This window comes from Nocardiopsis sp. RV163, from assembly GCF_001029525.1.
Classification (GTDB): domain Bacteria; phylum Actinomycetota; class Actinomycetes; order Streptosporangiales; family Streptosporangiaceae; genus Nocardiopsis; species Nocardiopsis dassonvillei.
Window position 1 is genome coordinate 1 of sequence record NZ_LEKI01000111.1, and the last position, 20,080, is coordinate 20,080.

17 protein-coding genes and 3 tRNA genes are annotated in these 20,080 nt (G+C 72.4%); 17 read left to right on the plus strand and 3 right to left on the minus strand.

Annotation, left to right across the window (positions count from 1 at the left end):
* The 10 genes from ABD54_RS18390 to ABD54_RS18435 form a co-directional block, all read left to right on the plus strand.
* Positions 1 to 1,322: TIGR02678 family protein (locus ABD54_RS18390; RefSeq protein WP_047870745.1), on the plus strand; the 1,322-nt coding region annotated here is incomplete at its 5' end.
* A complete protein-coding gene (locus ABD54_RS18395) occupies positions 1,270 to 6,015 on the plus strand; it encodes a TIGR02680 family protein (protein ID WP_047870746.1) in 4,746 nt (1,581 codons plus the stop codon). The genes ABD54_RS18390 and ABD54_RS18395, both read left to right, overlap by 53 nt.
* A 127-nt stretch (positions 6,016 to 6,142) precedes the next feature.
* Entirely contained in the window at positions 6,143 to 8,173 is a 2,031-nt protein-coding gene (locus ABD54_RS18400) for an AAA family ATPase (RefSeq protein WP_047870747.1), read from the plus strand.
* A 162-nt stretch (positions 8,174 to 8,335) separates the two neighbouring features.
* Positions 8,336 to 8,411 (plus strand) — tRNA-Thr (locus tag ABD54_RS18405).
* A gap of 102 nt (positions 8,412 to 8,513) precedes the next feature.
* Positions 8,514 to 8,589: transfer RNA gene (locus tag ABD54_RS18410), tRNA-Met, on the plus strand.
* Positions 8,590 to 8,668: 79 nt separating this feature from the next.
* Positions 8,669 to 8,833 (plus strand): 50S ribosomal protein L33, encoded by a 165-nt coding sequence (gene rpmG, locus ABD54_RS18415; protein ID WP_013156089.1) that lies wholly within the window; start codon positions 8,669 to 8,671, stop codon positions 8,831 to 8,833.
* A gap of 140 nt (positions 8,834 to 8,973) precedes the next feature.
* Entirely contained in the window at positions 8,974 to 9,423 is a 450-nt protein-coding gene (locus ABD54_RS18420; RefSeq protein ID WP_047870757.1) for a MaoC family dehydratase N-terminal domain-containing protein, read from the plus strand.
* Positions 9,420 to 9,848: a MaoC family dehydratase gene (locus ABD54_RS18425; RefSeq protein ID WP_047870748.1), complete on the plus strand. Its 429-nt coding sequence runs from the start codon at positions 9,420 to 9,422 to the stop codon at positions 9,846 to 9,848. The genes ABD54_RS18420 and ABD54_RS18425 overlap by 4 nt, the downstream gene beginning before the upstream one ends.
* Before the next feature lie 2 nt (positions 9,849 to 9,850).
* Complete coding sequence (locus ABD54_RS18430) at positions 9,851 to 10,915, plus strand: UDP-N-acetylmuramate dehydrogenase (RefSeq protein ID WP_047870749.1); 1,065 nt, start codon at positions 9,851 to 9,853, stop codon at positions 10,913 to 10,915.
* Between the two features lie 327 nt (positions 10,916 to 11,242).
* Positions 11,243 to 11,836 carry a TMEM165/GDT1 family protein gene (locus ABD54_RS18435; protein ID WP_047870750.1) on the plus strand — a complete coding sequence of 198 codons (594 nt, stop codon included), beginning with the start codon at positions 11,243 to 11,245 and terminating at the stop codon, positions 11,834 to 11,836.
* A gap of 47 nt (positions 11,837 to 11,883) precedes the next feature.
* On the opposite strand, the gene ABD54_RS18440 is transcribed toward ABD54_RS18435, so the two are convergent.
* Together ABD54_RS18440 and ABD54_RS18445 are read right to left on the minus strand one after the other, a co-directional pair.
* Positions 11,884 to 12,933, minus strand: a complete 1,050-nt coding sequence (locus tag ABD54_RS18440; RefSeq protein ID WP_047870751.1) for an adenosine deaminase — start codon at positions 12,931 to 12,933, stop codon at positions 11,884 to 11,886.
* 160 nt (positions 12,934 to 13,093) lie between these two features.
* Positions 13,094 to 14,302 (minus strand): pyridoxal phosphate-dependent aminotransferase, encoded by a 1,209-nt coding sequence (locus ABD54_RS18445; RefSeq protein ID WP_200904138.1) that lies wholly within the window; start codon positions 14,300 to 14,302, stop codon positions 13,094 to 13,096.
* A gap of 222 nt (positions 14,303 to 14,524) precedes the next feature.
* Between ABD54_RS18445 and ABD54_RS18450 the strand changes: the two genes are divergently transcribed.
* The 5 genes from ABD54_RS18450 (at position 14,525) to rplA (ending at position 17,482) form a co-directional block, all read left to right on the plus strand.
* Positions 14,525 to 14,597 (plus strand) — tRNA-Trp (locus ABD54_RS18450).
* A 99-nt stretch (positions 14,598 to 14,696) separates the two neighbouring features.
* Positions 14,697 to 14,951 carry a preprotein translocase subunit SecE gene (gene secE / locus ABD54_RS18455; RefSeq protein WP_047870753.1) on the plus strand — a complete coding sequence of 85 codons (255 nt, stop codon included), beginning with the start codon at positions 14,697 to 14,699 and terminating at the stop codon, positions 14,949 to 14,951.
* Positions 14,952 to 15,122: 171 nt separating this feature from the next.
* Positions 15,123 to 15,965 (plus strand): transcription termination/antitermination protein NusG, encoded by an 843-nt coding sequence (gene nusG, locus ABD54_RS18460; RefSeq protein WP_047870754.1) that lies wholly within the window; start codon positions 15,123 to 15,125, stop codon positions 15,963 to 15,965.
* Positions 15,966 to 16,254: 289 nt separating this feature from the next.
* Positions 16,255 to 16,683: a 50S ribosomal protein L11 gene (gene rplK / locus ABD54_RS18465; protein WP_013156098.1), complete on the plus strand. Its 429-nt coding sequence runs from the start codon at positions 16,255 to 16,257 to the stop codon at positions 16,681 to 16,683.
* A 121-nt stretch (positions 16,684 to 16,804) separates the two neighbouring features.
* The gene (gene rplA, locus ABD54_RS18470; RefSeq protein ID WP_047870755.1) at positions 16,805 to 17,482 is read left to right on the plus strand and encodes a 50S ribosomal protein L1; all 678 of its coding nucleotides are present in this window, start codon (positions 16,805 to 16,807) and stop codon (positions 17,480 to 17,482) included.
* Between the two features lie 101 nt (positions 17,483 to 17,583).
* On the opposite strand, the gene ABD54_RS18475 is transcribed toward rplA, so the two are convergent.
* The gene (locus tag ABD54_RS18475) at positions 17,584 to 18,171 is read right to left on the minus strand and encodes a hypothetical protein (protein ID WP_053063611.1); all 588 of its coding nucleotides are present in this window, start codon (positions 18,169 to 18,171) and stop codon (positions 17,584 to 17,586) included.
* A gap of 716 nt (positions 18,172 to 18,887) precedes the next feature.
* Between ABD54_RS18475 and rplJ the strand changes: the two genes are divergently transcribed.
* Together rplJ and rplL are read left to right on the plus strand one after the other, a co-directional pair.
* Entirely contained in the window at positions 18,888 to 19,415 is a 528-nt protein-coding gene (gene rplJ, locus ABD54_RS18480) for a 50S ribosomal protein L10 (protein ID WP_013156102.1), read from the plus strand.
* 97 nt (positions 19,416 to 19,512) lie between these two features.
* Positions 19,513 to 19,899, plus strand: coding sequence for a 50S ribosomal protein L7/L12 (gene rplL / locus ABD54_RS18485; protein ID WP_047870756.1), 387 nt, complete (start codon positions 19,513 to 19,515; stop codon positions 19,897 to 19,899).
* Positions 19,900 to 20,080: the final 181 nt, after the last annotated feature.

Sequence of the window (20,080 nt, forward strand, 5' to 3'; positions counted from 1 at the left end):
ACCCCCTGCTCACCGAGCGCACCCACCCCGCCGAGTTCGCCCTCGTGCGCTCCCACACCGAGTGGCTCGTCCAACGTTTCCAGCGCGTGCTCGGCTACCGGCTGACCGTCGCCGAGGACCACGCACGGCTGGTCAAACGCGGGCTCGTCACCGAGGTCGCGCGCCCCCTCGCACGCGGGACGGGCGCCCCCTTCACCCCGCGCACGCACACCTACCTGGCGCTGTCCCTGGCCGTCCTGGCCGAGGAGCACGGCCCCACCACCGTCCGCGGCCTGGCCGCGCGGGTCCGCTCCGCCGCGCACGAGGCCGGGGTCGACGCCGACCCCGCGCGCGGCCTCGCCGAGCGCCGCGCCTTCTGCGCCGCCCTGCTCCACCTGGTCTCGCTCGGTGCCGTCACCGAGGACTTCGGCACCATCGCCGACCACCGTGAGGACCCCTCCGCCGACGCGGAGCTGATCCCGCACACGCAGGTCCTGCGCTCTGTCGCCGTCCACCTGCCCCGCGCCTCCGACGACCCGGACTCCTTCCTGGCCGCCGCACGCGACACCGATCCCGAGGGCGACCACCGGGGCGAGACCGCCCTGCGCAGGCTCCTCGCCGAGACCGCCGTCGTCTACCGCGAGGAACTCCCCGACCGACAGCGCGACCGCCTCGCCGCACACCAGTGGCGGGCCGCCGCGGCGCTCGGCAACCTCCTGGGCTGCGACACCGAGGTCCGGGCCGAGGGCGTCGCCCTCGTGATGCCCGACGAGACGGGCGCCCGCCCGGTCTTCCCCTCCGACGACCCCGTCGGACAGGTCGCCCTGGCCCTGGTCCGCCACCTCTCCGGTCGCCTGCACCCCGGCCGCCCCGCCACCTCCGTCCCTGTTCCGGAGGAGGAGATGAACACCGCGCTGGAAGCCCTCTGCGGCGCCGACGCGCCCGCGCGGGCCGAGTGGGCCCGTACCGCGGGACCCGAGATCCCCGACCCCGGACGGCTCCGCGAGCGGGTCCTGGTCCTGCTGGCCGACCTCGGACTGCTGCGGGGCGCCCCCGGGCGGTGGCGGCTCACCGCCGCGGCCGCCCGCTACGGGGCCGAAACGGACATCCGCGTCCCCCCGATCCAGGACAATGACGAAGACAGCCGGACACACCCCGATCCGGTGCGCGCCCCCGGCGACGACGAGGGTGGACCCGACGCCCCCGACGCTCCCGCCGACCCCCGCGGCGACCTGAGCCGGGTGGCGTCCGTGCTGCAAGCGGTGGCGAACGAGAAGGTGAGCGCGACCAGTGGTGACTCAGGAGACCAGCCAGGCCCCGGAAGCGGCGACGGGTCCGGCTGATTCCGCCGGTACCGGCGCCTCCGACGGCGTCCCCCGCTACCGGCTCGAACGCGCGGGCATCCGCAACGTCTGGCAGTACGACGACCACGTCCTGGACTTCGCGGAGGGGCGGCTGCTGCTGCGCGGCCGCAACGGCGCGGGCAAGTCCAAGGCGCTGGAGATGCTGCTCCCCTTCCTGCTCGACGGCGACGTGCGCCGCTTGGACACCACGGGCACCAACCGCACCAGCCTGCGCTGGCTCATGGCCGAGGACACGCGGCCCGGCCGCCTCCACGGAGCCGAGGAGGACGGCCCCGACCTGCTCGGCGGCCCCGGCGCGGACGACGAACCCGCCGACGGCCCGCACGGAGCCGACGCCCCCGGCGGCCCCGCCGAGGAGGAGTCCGGCCCCGCCACCCGGCTCGGCTACCTGTGGGTGGAGTTCACCACCGACCGCGGCGACCGCGGACTCGACGCCGCGGCCCGCTCCGGAACCGGCCGGGGGGCCTCCGCGCTGCTCGCCGGTACCGGCGCCAGCAGCGCCTCCGCCCTCCTCGCCGCCAGCGCGGCGGCCAGCGCCGCCGAGTCCGACGCGACGGCGCGCGAACCCGAGCCCCGCGACCCCGACGCCCCGCCCAGCCACCTGACCCTGGGCGCCGCCGTCATGGCGGTCGGCGACTCCGACCCGCGGTGCGTGTTCTTCGTCACCGACCGACGGGTCGGCCACGACCTCGAACTCGTCACCGAGGGCCGCCCCAAGCCCGTCGACCGCCTCCGCTCGGAGATCGGCGCCGACAACTGCTTCACCAGCCCCGTCCCCTACCGGGCCCGTGTGATGCACGACCTGTTCGGCATAGACGACTCCGTCCGCTACCGCAACCTCATCCACCTGCTCTACCGGCTGCGCCGCCCCACCATCGGCGACCGCCTGGAGGCCGGGGAACTCGTCGGCGTCCTCTCCGAGGCGCTGCCGCCCATGGACGAGACCATCCTGGACGAGGTCGCCCGCAACATCGCCGACCTGGAGCGGGCCCGCTCCGACAAGGACGCCCTCACCGAGGCCGGGGCGGGTGTCACCGCCTTCCTGGAGGACTACCGGGGCTACCTCGTCCACACCCTGCGCGCCCGGGCCGCCGAGGTGCGCGAGCAGATCGACGCCGCCGCGGACCTCACCGAGGAGACCGAGCGGCTGCGCGCCGAACTCGACGGCCTCATCACAGCGGAGAGCCGGATCTCCGAGGAGCGCGACCAGGCCCGTCGCACCCGCGACACCGCCCGGTCCGACGACACGACCCTCGCCGCCGCCCAGGGCGGCGCCGCCACCGCCACGGACGGCGAGCGCCGCGCCTACGACGCCGCCGTGGGTGCCTACATCCGCGCGGCGGAGGCCGCCTGGGTTGCCGCCGAGCACGCCGAACGGGTCGAACACCACACCGTCGAGCGCATCGGCGAGGACACCGCCACGATCGAGCGCGCGCTCGACGTCCTGCGCCAGACCCACGCCGAGGCCGCGCGCGCCGCCTCCGCGGCGGGCATGGACCCCGCAGTCCTCGGCACCGTCCCCGACCCGGTCGCCACCGTCCACGCCCCCCGCGAGAGCACCACCCGGGTCGATCTGCGCGGACTGGAACAGGCCGTCGAACGCGAACCCGTCGAGGGCGTTGACCTGGACGGCCTGCGCGAGCGCCTGGGCCGCCTCCACGACCGCCTCACCGGAGCCGCCGACCGCGCCGCCGACCGCGCCGACCTGGCCGCCCGCCTGACCGGGCTCACCGCCGCCGAGGCCGCCGCCGACCGCCGCCTCGTCGCGCTGTCCAGCGAGGCCGAGTCCGCCGACGCCGTGCTCGAACGCGCCCACCAGCGCGAGCAGGACGCCGTCGGCCTCGTACGGCGCCAGAGCGCCGCCTACGCCGAGGGCGTGCGGGAGTGGTCCGCCCGGCTCCGCGACTCCAGCCACGCGCACGCCTTGGGCGGTGCCATCCACGAGCTGGAGGGCAGCGTCGAACTGCCCATCGACGACGCGCTGCGCGTCCTGGACCCCGCGGTCCCCGGCAGGGTGGCCCGCCTGGCGCACGCCGCCGTGGACCCCCTCCTGGAGGAACTGCGCGCACGCCGCGACGTGGCCGTCGGGGAGGAGGGCCAGCTCTCCGGCGAACTCGCGGAACTGGCGGACCGGCGCACCAAGAACGCCGAGCACGCCCCCGAGCGCCCCGGATGGGCCACCTACCCGCGCCCCGAGGGGGACGGCCTCCCCCTCTACCTGGCCGTCGACTTCGCGGACGGGCTCAGCACGCGCGAGCAGGCCGGCCTGGAGGCCGCTCTGGAGGCCAGCGGGCTGCTGGCGGGCTGGGTCCGCGCCGACGGGGCCCTGCACGACCCGACCACACGCGACCTCATGGTCTCCCCGGTCCCGGTCCCCGCGCTGTCGCGCCCCGTCCGAGGCCGGACGCTGCTCGACGTGCTCGTCCCGGCCGCCGGCCCCACCACCGGCCGCGGCGTCGCCCCCGACACCCTGCGCGCACTGCTCTCCTCCATCGCCCTGGACTCCGAGGCGGAGCGGGTCCGCGACCCGGAGGACGCCGAGGCCGAACCGCGCCACCGCAAGGACAGCCCCGGAGCCGTCGCCCTCTCCAGCGCCGTGTCCCTCTCCGGCGGCTGGCGCCTGGGCGTTGCCTCCGGTGCCCACTACAAGAGCGAACCCGAGTACATCGGCGAGGCCGCCCGCAAACGGGCCCGCGACCGCACCACCGCCAACACCGACCGGCGCATGGCGATCGCCGAGGCCCTGCTCGCCGAGGCGGGCGAGCGCCGCTGGGCCGTCGAGCACTCCTACGCCGAACTCCTGGAGGTCTCCCGCGACCTGCCCGACGCCGCCCCCCTCATCCGCGCATGGGCCGCCCTTGAGACCGCCCGGGACGACGTGGCCGCCGCGCGCCGCGCCCACGACGTGGCCCGCGACGCGGCCGAGGACTGCCGGGCCGAACTGCTCGACGTCCGCGAGAGCCTGCGCCGCGCCTCCGCGGTGGAGGGCACCCAGGAGGGCGGGCCCGCCGAGGGGGAGGGTGACCTGCCCACCGCGCGCGCCGACTTGGACAGCGCCCTGCGCGCCTTGGACCACCTGCGCGTCCTCATCGCCTCCGCGCTGCGCGACCTGGACGTTCTGGCCTGGGAGCTCGCCGACCACGAGCACCACGTCGCCGCCTGGCGGGCCGTCCGGGCCGACCGGGTGCTCGCCGAGGACGCCAGAGCCGCGGCTATCGACGACATGATCACCGTCCGCCGCCAGGTCGAACTCGGCGACCGGGCGCGGGGCGTGGCCGACGAACAGCTCGACGCCGCCCGCGAGCAGGTCGGGGCCAGAGCCGAGGAGGCCGCCCAGCGGCTGCCCGAACTCGAACGCGACGCCCAGCGCGCCCGGGACGAACGGGTCAGCGCCGAGGCGCGCCTGGCCGCGGCCACGCGCGAGCGCGCCGAGCAGGTGAGCCGCGCGCTCGCGGCCGGGGACGGCCTGGTCGCCTCGGTCACCGGGACCGACGCGTCCGGGGCGGAGGCCCCCGACGCCGTACTGCTGCGCGCCGCTGGCCTGGGCGCGTGCGCCGAGGACGACGCGCCCCTGGCCGCCTACCTGGCCGCCCGCGCCGAGAACGCGCCTCCGGGGCCCGACGCCCGCCTCGCCCTGCTGGAGGCCTTCGTCATCGCGATGGAGGAGGGACTGGCCGCCCCGGAGGGCGGCGAGGCGGAGGACGCGCCCCGGGTCGACGACAGCACGGTCCTGGCCAGCCGCGAGGACCTGGACCGGGTGCTCGCCTCGGCGGGCTGGACGCAGGTCCGCACCGAGATGAGCGAACCCCGGGCCGTCAAGCGCCTCACCGTCCACGACGAGGACGGCGCGCACGACGTCACCGCCTACGCCGAACGGATCGCCGCCGCGGTCGCCGGGGCCGAGGAGAACGTCGCGATCGCGGAGGAGGAGGCCTTCGAACGCCACCTGCTCGGGGAGCTGGCCGGCCACCTGGCACGCCAGGTCGAGGAGGCCAGGGCCCTCATCGCCGCCATGAACGACGTCCTCAAGGACGTCACCACCTCGGCCGGTCTGGGCGTGCGCCTGGACTGGCGGCTGGCCCCCGACGCCGGCGCGGACATCGAGGCGGTCGTGCCGCTCCTGGCCACCCCGGTCCGGGAGAGGACCCGCGTGCAGACGACCCGGCTGCGCGACGCGCTCCGGCGCTGCATCGAGGCCATCCGCCGCCTGGACCCCACCGCCACGGGGGGCGCGCAGCTGCGCGCGGCCCTGGACTACCGGTCCTGGTTCACCTTCACCGTGTACGTGACCGACGGCGCTGGCGACGAGCGGCGCCTGGGGCACCGCACGGCGCTCAGCCAGGGCGAGCAGCGCGTGGTGGCCTACCTGGTGCTGTTCGCCGCCGCCGCCGCGCACTTCGACGCCCTGGCGGCCCGGGCGCCGTGGGCGCCGAGGCTGATCCTGCTCGACGACGCCTTCGCCAAGGTCGACGAGCCCACGCACGGGCGCCTGCTGGGCCTGCTGGTCGAACTGGACCTGGACTTCGTCCTGACCTCGGAACGGGTGTGGGGCTGCTTCGCCAGCGTCCCCAGCCTCAACATCTACGAGTGCCTGCGGGACCCGAACGTGCCCGGGATCGCCACCCTGCACTTCACGTGGGACGGGAGCAGGAGGCGCCTGGTGGGGGTGTAGGGGAGACCGAGGCGGGGGAGGAGGCCAGTCGGCCACTCCCGCGACGGAGACCGGCGTTCGGCGAGTGCTTCCTCCCGTCCTGTCCTAGTCTGCTTGTGCGGAGACGACACGTGAACGGGGTGACGAAGTGACTCGGGTACCCGAGACGTTCGAGGGTGGGACGGCGCTCCTGGACGCTCTGGCGCGCTCCGGGCTGCCCCGGGAGGTCAGCTCCTGGGTAGGCGCCGCCCTGTGGGGCGAGGACGCCCTGGAGGCCCGCCTGAGGGGCGAGCGCGTCCCCGAGCCGGAACCCGTCCCCGAGCCGCCCGCGGGCAGGGTCCGGCGGACCTACCTGACCGGGATCAGGGTCCAGGGCTTCCGGGGGATCGGCCGCCCCGCCGAACTCGCCTTCGACGCAGGTCCCGGACTCACCGTGATCGTCGGGCGCAACGGCTCGGGCAAGTCCAGCTTCGCCGAGGCCGCGGAGGCCGCCCTCACCGGCCGCAACCCCCGGTGGGACGCCATGCCCACGGGTTGGCGCGACGGCTGGCGCAACCTCCACTACGACGAGCGCACCGAGGCGACCGTGGACGTGCGCGTCGCCGGGGACGAGGGCTCCACCCGCATCAGCCGCAGGTGGACGGGCGAGAGCGTCCGCTCCGCGCGCGGCGAGGTCGTCCGCCCCGACGGCGAGGTCTCCCCCCTCCGGACCATGGACTGGGGCGACGCCCTCGTGCGCTACCGCCCCTTCCTGTCCTACGACGAACTCGGCCGCACGGTCACCGGGCGCTCCGCCGAGCTGTACGACACGCTCACCGGCCTGCTCGGGCTCAGCGGCCTGACGGAGGCCGAGCGCCGCCTGGCCAAGGTGTGCGACGGTCTCGCCAAGCGCCGCGACCGCCCCTCGCGGGAGCTGAGGTACCTGCTCGACGCGCTGCGGGCCTCCGACGACCCCAGGGCGGCCCAGGCCGTCCAGCTCCTCACCGCCTCCTACTTCGACATGGACGCCCTGCGCAGGCTCGCCTCCGACACCGGGCCCAGCGACCCCGAGCTGCACACGGTCCTGCGCCGCCTGCGGCGGCTGGCCGTGCCCGAGCGGGCGCTGATGTCCGACGTGGTCAACGAGCTGCGGGGCGCGTCCATGGAGCTGGCCATGGCCGCGGGAAGCAAGGGCGACCGCGCGCACGGGGTGGCCAGGCTCCTGGAGCAGGCGCTCGAACACCACCAGCGCCACCCCTCCGAGACCGAGTGCCCCACGTGCTCCTCGCCGCTGGGCGCCGACTGGACGCGCCGGGCCAACGCCCAGCTGCGCGCCCTCAAACCGCAGGCGGCCGTGGTCTCGGCCGCCTACGAGCGCGCCGACGCGGCCAGGGACCAGGCCCGTTTCCTGGTGTCCCCGGCGCCGGGCTGGCTGCCGCCGGAGAGCGAGCTGGGCCAGGTGTGGTCGCTGTGGGAGTCGGGCGCGGACATCGAGGACCTCGCGGAGCTGGCCGAGCACGTCGAAACGGTCGGCCGCAGGCTGCGGGCGGCCGCCGTGAGCGCACGCCGGGACGCGAGCGAGCGGTTGGAGGACCCGACCGGCGGCTGGTCGGAGCTGGCCGAGCAGCTCTCGGGGTGGCTGGACGACGCCCAGGACGCCCTCACCGCGCGCGAGGTCCTCAACGGGGCCGAGGCCGCGCTGAACTGGCTGTCGGAGCAGGCGAGGATCCTGCGCGAGGAGAGGCTGGGGCCGGTCGCCGCGCAGGCCGAGCAGGTCTGGTACCGGCTGCGCCAGGAGCGCCACATCGACCTCCAGGGCATGCGGCTGATCGGCCGGGGCGCCCGGCGCCGGGTCGAGGTGGACGTGTCGGTCGACGGCGTCGGGGAACAGACCAGCGCGCCCGGACTCCTGAGCCAGGGCGAGTTCCAGGCGCTCGCGCTGTCCATCTGCCTGCCGCGCACCCTGGTGGAGGGCAACCCCTTCGGCTTCCTGGTCCTGGACGACCCGGTCCAGGCGATGGACACCGAGACCGTGGAGGGCCTGTCCGCGGTGCTGGCGGAGGTGGGCAGGCACCGGCAGTTGATCGTGTTCACACATGACACCCGCCTGTCCGACGCCCTGCGCAGGCTGGGCCTGCCCGCCGACATCCGCAGGATCAACCGGGACGCGATGTCCAACGTGTGGGTCGAGGCGGTCTGAGTCACAGTCGCGGCGCCGGATCCGCTTTGAACAGGGGTTTCGGCGCCCGGGTGCGGGCCGGGGGCGTTCGATTTGGCAGACCACCCCCGAATCCCTGTATAGTCATGACCAGCGCAAGGGGGCAACACCCCCGGGGCGGACGAGAGAAAGCCCCACCAGCGCGCCCCTTTAGCTCAGTCGGCAGAGCGTCTCCATGGTAAGGAGAAGGTCTACGGTTCGATTCCGTAAAGGGGCTCCACCACTTGACGGGGTACGGTCCACTCAGGTGGGTGGCCGGAGGGAGCATCCGCCGGCCTGCACCGGGTCGCAGCCCTGGTAGGGTTGTGGTCCCGTTGATCGGGGCGGGGTAGCTCAGTCGGTAGAGCAAGCGGCTCATAATCGCTGTGTCGTCGGTTCAAGTCCGGCCCCCGCTACCAACCCGCTGACCCCTGAGCCCACATCTCAGGGGTCGTCGCGGGCGCTTACCACTGTTTCCAGCGAGAAAGGCACTCCGAAGTGGCTGCCACCGACGTGAGGCCGAAGATCACCCTGGCCTGCCAGGAGTGCAATCACCGGAACTACATCACCCGCAAGAACCGTCGGAACACCCCCGACCGTCTCGCGATCAAGAAGTTCTGCCCGAACTGCCGCAAGCACAACGAGCACCGCGAGACCCGTTAAGTCCCGCGCGAGCGCCCCTGTCGAGCGCGATCGTCTCCGCCGCGACGTCGCAGAGGCAGTTCTCGAAGGCTTCCAGCCCGGTGAGCGATCCGCTCACCGGGCTGTTCGCGTGTCCGGGCCCCTTCACGACAGGAGAGAGCGTGGCGATCAACCCTGACTACCTCGGCCGGGAGTACCCCGCGCCGGAGGCCTACGAGGTCACCCGGGGTAAGATCCGTGAGTTCGCCGAGGCGGTCAACGACCCCAACCCGGTCTACACCGACCAGGCCTCGGCCCGGGCGGCCGGACACCCCGACGTGGTCGCCCCGCCCACCTTCCCGGTCATCCTGGGGATGGCGGGCTCGGCGCAGGCCATCGCCGACCCCGACCTCGGCCTGGACTTCTCCCGGGTCGTGCACGGCGACCAGAGCTTCCGCTACAGCCGTCCGCTGTACGCCGGGGACGTCCTGAGCAGCCTCACCCGCATCACGGCCATCCGGGCCCTGGGCGGCAACGAGCTGATCACCCTGGAGACCGCGGCACACGACGCCGACGGCGAGCACGTGGTCACCGCCACGATGATGCTGGTCGCGCGAGGAGGAGAGGCATGAGCAGGCTGCGCCACGCCGACGTCGGGGTCGGCACCGAGCTCCCCGAACGCACCTTCCCGGTCCGCCGCCTGGACCTTGTCCGTTACGCGGGCGCCTCGGGCGACTTCAACCCGATCCACTGGAACGAGCGCTTCGCCAAGTCGGTGGGGCTGCCCGACGTCATCGCGCACGGCATGTTCACCATGGCCGAGGCCGCGCGGGTGCTCACCGACTGGGCCGGAGACCCCGGCTGCGTCGTCGACTACTCGGTTCGCTTCTCCGCGCCCGTGGTGGTCCCCGACGACGACGAGGGCGCCGAGATCACCGTCGGCGGCAAGGTCAAGACCAAGAACGACGACGGCACCGTCACGGTGCTGCTGACCGCGCGGTCGGGCGGCGCCAAGGTCCTGGTGCAGTCCAAGGCCACCGTGCGCCTGGCGAGGTAGACGTGACCGCACTCTCCGAGTACACCACCCTGCGCCTGGGCGGCCCGGCGCGGACCTTCCTGGTCGCGGGCACCACCGACGAGCTGGTCGCCGCCGTGGCCCGCGCCGACGCCGCCGACGAACCCGTCCTCGTCCTGGGCGGCGGCAGCAACCTCGTGGTCTCCGACGACGGTTTCCCCGGGACCGCGGTCCTCGTGGACTCCAAGGGAGTCTCCTTCGAGGAGGCGGGCACCGACGGGGAGGGCGAACCGGTCGTGCTGCTGCGCGCCGAAGCGGGCGTGGAGTGGGACCCGCTGGTGGAGCGCGTCGTGGCCGAGGGCCTCAGCGGGCTGGAGTTCCTGTCGGGCATCCCCGGCCGGGTCGGATCCACGCCCATCCAGAACGTGGGCGCCTACGGCCAGGACGTCAGCCAGACCATCCGCGAGGTGCTCGTCCACGACCGGCGCACCGGTGAGCGGCGCCGGATGACCAACGCCGAGTGCGGCTTCAGCTACCGCGACAGCGTCTTCAAGGGCGACGACCGACACGTGGTGTGCGAGGTGGTCTTCGCGCTGCGCCGCTCCAAGCTCAGCCGTCCGATCGCCTACGCCGAGGTGGCACGCTCCCTGGGTACCGAGGCGGGCGCCCGGGTGCCGCTGGAGAGGGCGCGTGAGACCGTCCTCGGGCTGCGCAGGGGCAAGGGCATGGTCCTGGACCCCGCCGACCCCGACACCCGCAGCGCCGGGTCGTTCTTCACCAACCCGGTGGTCACCGCCGAGCAGTTCGAGGCCGTGCGCGAACGGGCGGCCGCCCGCCTGGGCGCCGACGCGCATGTGCCCGGACACCCCGACGCGCGGGGGGACGTCAAGCTCTCCGCGGCCTGGCTGATCGACCGCGCCGGGTTCACCAAGGGCTACGGCGACGGTCCCGCGCGCATCTCCGGCAAGCACAGCCTCGCCCTGACCAACCCCGGCGGCGCCACCACGAAGGATCTGCTGGAGCTGGCCCGCGAGGTCCGGGAGGGCGTGGAGGAGGCCTTCGGGGTCCGCCTCGTCAACGAGCCGGTGATGGTCGGCGTCTCCCTCTGAGCCGGTGCCACGCGCACCGGCCCCAGCCGCGCCCAATTTCGGAGTTGGGCGCGGCCAACTTGTTTTTCAGGGCGGGCTGATAAAACAATTCAGTAAAGCCATGAATTGCATTCCCCTCCTGTTGTGCCATAAAGTCGGGGGCGTCGAAGGGGAGTAGTCCCCAATGCGTGCGATCGACACACTGGCCGCCCCGCGGCCCGGTCGTACGAGCCCGGACAGGCCAGAAACGCCGAGTCAGGAGCGGACGAGACCTTTGACCCGGAAAAGACCGGGTTGAAGTGGTGTCCGCCTCCTTCTGCCCAGACAACGTCGGACGGAAGGGGAAACATGACGGGGTTCGCCGCCGGGCTGGCATTCAGCGCCTTCGCCATATTCATCGCCGAAATGGGCGACAAGACCCAACTCGTGGCCATGTCACTGGCCACCCGCTACCGGGCCCTCACGGTCATCCTCGGCATCACCGCGGCCACCGCCGTCGTGCACGCGGGCAGCGTCCTGCTGGCCGAGGTCCTGGGCGCCGCGCTGCCCACCGACTGGCTCACCCTCGCCGCCGGTGTCGCGTTCCTGTTCTTCGGCGCGTGGACCCTGCGCGGCGACGAGATGAGCGACAAGGACGAGGCCCGCGCCGCCTCCCGGCGCATCCGCTCCGCCTTCGCGACCGTCTTCGTCGTCTTCCTCGTCGCCGAGCTCGGGGACAAGACCATGCTCGCCACGATCACCGTCGGCACCCAGCACCACTGGCTGCCCGTGTGGATCGGCTCCACCGTGGGCATGGTCGCGGCCGACGCCATCGCCATCGCGCTGGGCGCCGTGCTCGGCAAGAAGCTGCCCGAGCGCGCCGTCCGGATCGGCGCGGCCGCCCTGTTCTTCGTCGCGGGCGCCGCCATGCTGGGCCAGGGCGCCTGGATGCTCCTCGCCTGAGCCCTGAGCCCTGAGCCCTGAGCCCTGAGCCCTGAGCCGGTGGCGGCTCAGTCCCCGGCGGGCTCCGGATCGGCGGCCAGCCACGCGTCCACCCCGGCCAGCAGCTCCTTGCGCAGCGACTCCGGCGCGCCCGAGCCGCGGACCGACATCCGCGCCAGCTCGGCCAGCTCCGGGTCGGAGAACCCGAGCACCTCGCGGGCGATCCGGTACTGCTCCACCAGGCGCGGCCCGAACAACAGCGGGTCGTCGGTGCCCAGCGCGACCGGAACCCCGGCGTCGAACAGCGTGCGCAGCGGTAGCTGCCCCAGGTCGTCGTACACCCCCAGGCCCACGTTGGATGTCGGGCAGACCTCCAGCGTCACCCCGCGTTCGGCGATCCGCTCCACCAGCCGCGGGTCCTCCACGGCCCGCACGCCGTGCCCGATCCGGTCGGCGTCCAGCACGTCCAGGCACTCGCCCACGCTGCGGGGCCCCTGGAGCTCGCCGCCGTGCGGCGCGGAGAGCAGCCCGGCCCGCCGCGCGATCCGGAACGCCCCCTCGAACTCCAGGGCGCGGCCGCGCCGCTCGTCGTTGTTCAGGCCGAACGACACCACGCCCCTGCCCGCGTACTGCCTGGCCAGGCGGGCCAGCACCTTGGCGTCCAACGGGTGCCTGGTGCGGTTGGCCGCCACCATCAGGCCGACGTGCACACCGGTCTCGCGCTCGGCGGCGCGGGCCGCGTCCAGGAACAGCTCCAGGGTGGCGGTGAGCCCGTCGAAGAGCGAGGCGTAACCGCTCGGGTCCACCTGGATCTCCAACCAGCCTGACCCGGCCGCGCGCTCGTCCTCGGCCGCCTCGCGCAGCAGCCGGTACACGTCCGCGGGTCTGCGCAGCACCGACCGGGCGATGTCGTACAGGCGCTGGAAGCGGAACCAGCCGCGCTCGTCCGTGGCGCGGAGTCTGGGCGGCCACTCCTCGACCAGGGCTTGGGGGAGGTGGATGCCGTGCTCGGCGGCCAGCTCCACCAGGGTGGGATGGCGCATCGATCCGGTGAAGTGCAGGTGCAGGTGTGCTTTGGGCAGCCGGTCCAACCGGCGGGCGCTGGTCGGTGTCTCCATGACGTAAGCCTGCCGTATGCGGGGAGCCTCCGGTGCAAGGACGCCCCACTCGGCCGGCCGGGGCCGGCCCCGTACACGCCGACGCGCCCCGGGGGACCGGTCCCCCGGGGCGCGTCGGCGTGTACGGGGCGCAGCGCGGCGGAGCCCCGAAGAAGCGCTGCTACTCGGCCTCGGCCAGCAGCTTCTGGACGCGGCTCACGCCCTCGGCGAGGTCCTCGTCGCTGAGCGCGTAGGACAGACGCAGGTAGCCGGGGGTGCCGAAGGCCTCACCGGGCACCACGGCGACCTCGGCCTCCTCCAGGATGAGCTCGGCCAGCTCGGTGGAGGTCTGCGGCGTCCGGCCGCGGATTTTCTTGCCCAGCACGCCCTTGACCGAGGGGTAGGCGTAGAACGCGCCCTGCGGCTCGGGGCAGACCACGCCGTCGATCTCGTTGAGCATGCGCACGATCGTCTTGCGGCGGCGGTCGAAGGCCTCGCGCATCGTCGCCACGGCGTCCAGGTCGCCGGAGACCGCGGCCAGGGCGGCGGCCTGCGAGACGTTGGCGACGTTGGAGGTGGCGTGCGACTGGAGGTTGCCCGCGGCCTTGACGACGTCCTTGGGGCCGATGATCCACCCCACGCGCCAGCCGGTCATGGCGTAGGTCTTGGCCACGCCGTTGACGATGACGGTGCGGTCGGCGATCTCGGGCACCTCGACGGGCAGCGAGGAGAACTCGGCGTCGCCGTAGACCAGGTGCTCGTAGATCTCGTCGGACAGCACCCACAGGCCGTGACCGTTCGCCCAGCGGCCGATCTCGCGGACCTGCTCGCGCGGGTACACGGCGCCGGTCGGGTTGGACGGGGACACGAACACCAGGACCTTGGTGCGCTCGCTGCGCGCCGCCTCCAGCTGCTCCACGCTCGCCAGGTAGCCGGTGCTCTCGTCGGTGACGACGAAGACCGGGACACCGCCCGCGAGCTTGATCGACTCGGGGTAGGTGGTCCAGTACGGGGCGATGACGATGACCTCGTCGCCCGGGTCCAGCATGGCGGCGAAGGCCTCGTAGATGGCCTGCTTGCCGCCGTTGGTCACCAGGACCTGGGCGGGGTCGACCTCGTAGCCGGAGTCGCGCAGGGTCTTCTCGGCGATGGCCTTCTTGAGCTCGGGCAGGCCGCCGGCGGGCGTGTAGCGGTGGAACCGGGGCTCACGGGCGGCCTCGACGGCGGCCTCGACGATGTAGTCGGGGGTCGGGAAGTCGGGCTCTCCCGCGCCGAAGCCGATGACGGCACGGCCCTCCGCCTTCATGGCCTTGGCCTTGGCGTCCACGGCCAGGGTGGCGGATTCGGAGATCGCGCTGATACGTGCAGAGAGACGGGGTCGATCAGTCATGCGTCCCATGTTGTCATGCGCCCCTGGTCCGGGCGCGGGCGGGAAGGAGGGCGCAACCGGACGAAGGGGCCGTTCACGCCCCTCGGCGGGACGAACGGTTTGGCCACGGGGTCCCTAGCGCATACACTCTTTCGGGTCGGCCGTTCGTGGCTCAGGTGTTACCTGGCGCACGGTGTGCGTAGCGCACCGGAACCGGCTATGGTGGGATCGCAGTTTCCGCTAAGGGCAGTGGCTCAATTGGCAGAGCACCGGTCTCCAAAACCGGCGGTTGGGGGTTCGAGTCCCTCCTGCCCTGCACCTTCGCGCGTGCGGTGCGGCGCCCCTGCGGGCGCCGCACCGCGCGGGCACTGAAACTACGGGGACAAGTAGCAGCCCGCGACCCTAAGGACCCCAGGTGACTCAGACTGACGCCGACGCCAAGCCCGACAAGGAGCCCAAGCGTCGTACCGGTCCGGTGACGTTCACCAAGCAGGTCGCCGGAGAGCTGCGCAAGGTCCGCTGGCCCACGCGTCGCGAGCTGGTGACCTACACCATCGTGGTCCTCGTCTTCGTGCTGGTCGTCCTGGGATACGTGTCCCTCGTGGACTGGGGCTTCGGTGAGGCGGTCACCTGGCTGTACGGCACGTTCGGCACCCCGCAGGGCGCCTGACCACCCCTTCCGCGCCGCGTCCTCCGGCAGCAGCCGGGACGCGGCCTCCTCGTCCGCGCGTTGGTCCCGGTCCGCCCGGAGAGACCGTAAGCTGGCAGAACCGGGTTCGACGCACAGCGCTGCCTCGTGTGCGTCGCCCCGAGAGCGAATCCGACGAGAGAAAGAGCAGCCGTGTCCGAGTCCCCACTGACCTCTGACGACTTCCCCGAAGAGGAGCCGGTTCAGTCGTCGGCGGAAGAGACCGGCCTGGCGGGCGAGCTGCCGGAGGACGCGACCGACGCGGTCGACACCGGCAGCCCGGAGCTGACCGGTGACGCCGACGCGTCCGAGGCCGCCGACGACCACGAGGGCGTCGTGGAGGAGGACGGGGAGCAGGACGAGGCCGCCGATGAGGAGGCCCCCCGCCTGGACCCCGTCGAGGAGTTCAAGAACGAGCTCGTCCTGCTGCCCGGCGACTGGTACGTCGTGCACACCTACGCCGGTTACGAGAAGCGGGTCAAGGCCAACGTCGAGAGCCGCACCCAGTCCCTCAACATGGAGGAGTACATCTTCCAGGTCGAGGTGCCCGAGCACGAGGTCACCGAGGTCAAGAGCGGCAAGCGCCAGCAGGTCACCGAGAAGGTCCTGCCCGGCTACGTGCTCGTCCGCATGGACCTGACCGACGAGTCCTGGTCGGCCATCCGCAACACCCCGGGCGTCACCGGCTTCGTGGGCCTGTCCAACAAGCCCGCGCCGCTGAGCCTGACCGAGGTGGCCAAGCTCCTCGCCCCCGAGCCGGAGGTGGAGCCGGAGCAGGCGCAGCAGGCCCGGACCACGGGCGGCGTCGGAGAGGCCCGCATGGACGTGGCCTACGAGGTCGGCGAGTCCGTCACCGTCATGGAGGGCCCGTTCGCGACCCTGCCCGCGACGGTCAGCGAGATCAACCCCGACACCCAGAAGCTCAAGGTGCTGGTGTCGATCTTCGGCCGCGAGACCCCGGTCGAGCTGTCGTTCAACCAGGTCGCCAAGATCTAGCCCGTCCGCTCCCGCTGCTCGGGTCCTGCGGTCGCGAAGCGCCTGTCAGGGCACTCGTACGAGCGGCATAGACTTGGTGGGTCCGCCCCGTGGCGGACCCACTCGCGTGTTCCGCCCCGGCGGGACCCGCGCCCGGCCCGACCGGTCCCGGCGGACCGGCGCCCCGCGCCCGTCGAGCGCGGGGTCCCCCGCCTCCTTCGGCAGCGGTTCCCCGGCCCCCGAGGCCGCGCGGCTCCGTCAGGGAGGCAACGGGACCAGAACACAACGCAGATCAGGCAAAGGACCCGATATGCCTCCGAAGAAGAAACTGGCCGCACTCGTCAAGGTGCAGCTCCCCGCCGGTCAGGCCACCCCGGCGCCGCCCGTCGGTACCGCGCTCGGTCCGCACGGCGTCAACATCATGGACTTCTGCAAGCAGTACAACGCTGCCACGGAGTCCCAGCGCGGCAACGTCATCCCCGTCGAGATCTCCATCTACGAGGACCGTTCCTTCAGCTTCGTCACCAAGACGCCTCCGGCGCCGAAGCTGATCCTGAAGGCCGCCGGCCTGGACAAGGCCGCCACCGACCCGGGTCGCAGCACCGCCGGTTCCATCACCGCCGAGCAGGTCCGCGAGATCGCGCAGACCAAGCTGCCCGACCTCAACACCGAGGACATCGAGGCCGCCGCCAAGATCGTCGCCGGTACCGCCCGCTCGATGGGCATCGAGGTCAAGTAGCCCCCCGCACGGTGGCGCCGGTCCGCGGAGACCGGAGCGACCGGGGACGCTCGACGTTCAAGAACCACCGTGGCAGGGCCAGGCGCTGGCCCGGTGACCACACGTTCCACAGGAGAACAGAGTGAAGCGCAGCAAGAACCACCGCAAAGCCAGCCAGCAGGTGGACCGTGACAAGCTCTACGGCCCCGCCGAGGCCGTGAAGCTCGCCAAGGAGACCTCCACCGTCAAGTTCGACGCGACCGTCGAGGTCGCCCTGCGCCTGGGCGTCGACCCGCGCAAGGCCGACCAGATGGTCCGCGGCACCGTGAACCTGCCGAACGGCACCGGCAAGACCGCTCGGGTCCTGGTCTTCGCGACCGGTGAGCGTGCCGAGCAGGCTCTCGCGGCTGGCGCCGACATCATCGGCGACGACGAGATGATCGAGAAGGTCTCGAAGGGCTTCACCGACTTCGACGCCGTCGTCGCCACCCCGGACCTCATGGGCAAGGTCGGCCGCCTCGGCCGCGTGCTCGGTCCGCGCGGCCTGATGCCGAACCCGAAGACCGGCACCGTCACGCCCGACGTCGCCAAGGCCGTCACCGACATCAAGGGCGGCAAGATCGAGTTCCGCGTGGACCGCCACGGGAACCTGCACTTCATCATCGGCAAGGCCTCCTTCGACGACCAGAAGCTCCTGGAGAACTACCAGGCCGCGATCGACGAGGTGAACCGCCTCAAGCCGTCCGCCGCCAAGGGCCGCTACATCAAGAAGGCCGTGGTCTCCACGTCCATGGGCCCGAGCATCCCGCTCGACGTCTAGCCTTCGCGGCTGCCCTGCGCAGACGAGAGCGGCCCCCGCAGTCCGAGAGGACGGCGGGGGCCGCTCCGCTTCACCGGGCCCGTCCGGTCTGGGGAGGCCTCTCAGATCTCGGTGATCTCGTCCTCATCCGGGATCTCGAAGGAGGTCTCGCCTACGGCGGAGAACTCCATCGAAACCTCGGAACCAGCGCCGGAGAACTCCACACGCATCGGGAAACCGGCGTCGTCGATCCAGAGCACCGCGTCCATGCCCTCGGGCACCGGGCGGCCGAGCAGACCGTCCAGTACCGCGGCCTGGTCTTCCCGCAGGGCCGCGATCCGTTCAGAGGACATCGTGCCCTCGATCACGGTGGTGTCGACCCCGTCGACCTGCTCTTCGCCCACCGCCTCGGCCTGTTCCATACCGCTGAAGGCGCTGACCAGGTCGGAGAGGCCGACCAGTTCGAAGTCCAGGGCCGACTCCGTGCGAGTGGTCCTCGTGCTGTAGACCCAAGGAGTCTCGGTGCCGTACAGACCGTGCGGGTCGCTCAAAAGGAGTTCCCCGCCATTGTGGGAGATGTACTCACTGGTGCTGAGGTCCTCGGCGGTGACGCCCTCGGGGAGCGCGCCCGCCGCTGAGAACATGGTGGCCATCAGTTCGCCCGCGTAGGGCATCACCGAGACGCAGCGGAAGGCTTCGGGGTCGTCCATGACCTCGTAGGTCTGGGAATGGACAGGTCTCCCTGTTCTATTCCGAGGGCTTCGGCCTCCACCGAAAGGGTGTAGTTGGTCACGGTCTCGACGGCGTCGCCGAGTCCGCCCAGCAGAGCCGGGACGTCGGCGGGGGCGGGGCTCTCCTACACCGGATCGGAGGCGGCCTCCTCGACGGGTTCGTCGCCGCAGGCGGTGAGGGACAGTGCGAGGGTGCCGGCGGAGATCAGGACCGGCATACGGGTCTTCACGGGGGTGTCGCCTTCTTCTTTCGCGCGGGGGACACGGGCACGACTGGGAGCGGGGGTGCCCGGTAGCGTCATGCTGCCACGTCGGAGGGACGTTCCGGTCCCTGCCGGCTCCTCCGCGCGGACACCGATTCGACGTCGGCCGTGTCCAGGCGGTCCCGTGCCGGCGGGGGAGTGAGTGCGATCACGGTTCCGACTCCCCGGTGCGGAACGGGGGCTCCCGCGTGTGCGGTACGATGGGTTCTTGCCGAAGACCGCTGGTCGTCACCCGAACGGGTGACCTAAGGGCCCATCCGCGATGGGCGCCCGCGCAGGTGTCACAAGAGCTTCCCGTTCCACGCCGTGCTCCGCGCGGCCGCCGGAACGCGGTCATGCCCCGTGCGCCTCGCGCCCGGGGCTTTTTCTCGTGCTGACGCCGATCGCCCGGGTCCTTGGAGTCAACCAGCGTTCAATGTTGGAAGGAGTCCCATGGCGAGGCCGGACAAGGCAGCCGCGGTCGCCGAACTCACGGGCGAGTTCCGTGAGTCGAACGGCGCCGTGCTGACCGAATACCGGGGGCTCACTGTCGCGCAGATCACTGAACTGCGTCGCAGCCTCGGCCAGAGCGCGCGTTTTCGCATCGTCAAGAACACGCTGACCAAGATCGCGGTCACGGAGGCCGGTGTCGACGAGCAGGTCAAGGACCTGCTCGAGGGCCCGTCCGCCATCGCCTTCGTCCACGGTGACGTGGTCGAGGCCGCCAAGGGTCTGCGTGACTTCGCGAAGGCGAACTCGCCCCTGGTGATCAAGGGCGGTGTCATCGACGGCAAGTCGATGAGCGCCGACGACATCACCAAGCTGGCCGATCTGGAGTCCCGCGAGGTCATCCTCGCGAAGCTGGCGGGTGCGCTCAAGGCCAAGCAGGGCCAGGCCGCCGCCGTCTTCCAGGCGCTGCCCTCCAAGACTGTGCGTCTCGCGCAGGCCCTGGCGGACAAGCGCTCCCAGGAAGCCGCCTGACCTTTTTGAACCCCGCCGGGCGCCGAGGGCGCTCGGACACTGACTCGCACGCGGGCCCGACAGGACCGCGTGTCCGCAGAGAAAGAGAGATCGCACCATGGCGAAGCTCAGCAACGAGGACCTGCTTGCCGCGTTCGAGGAGATGACCCTTCTCGAGCTGGCCGACTTCGTGAAGCTCTTCGAGGACAAGTTCGACGTCACCGCCGCCGCTCCGGCCGCCGTGGCCGTCGCCGCCCAGGGTGGCGGTGGCGAGGCTGCCGAGGCCGAGGAGAAGGACGAGTTCGACGTCATCCTCGAGGGCGCTGGCGACAAGAAGATCCAGGTCATCAAGGAGGTCCGCGGCCTCACGAGCCTGGGTCTCAAGGAGGCCAAGGACCTGGTCGACAACGCTCCCAAGCCGCTGATGGAGGGCGTCAACAAGGAGACCGCCGAGAAGGCCAAGGCCGCTCTCGAGGGCGCTGGCGCCTCCGTCACCCTCAAGTAGTCCCGCGCGGGCCGCTGAGCGCCCGCTGGCCTGCTTCCGGCGGCCGTCCCTCCTTCCGGGGAGGGGCGGCCGCCTTCGTGCGTCCTGGAACCCCTCACCGCTTCCCGGCGGCCCTCCCGTCCGGTCCGAACTCCTTCGCCCCCGGGCCGCGGCCGCCGGGAAGCGGTGAGGGGTTCCAGGA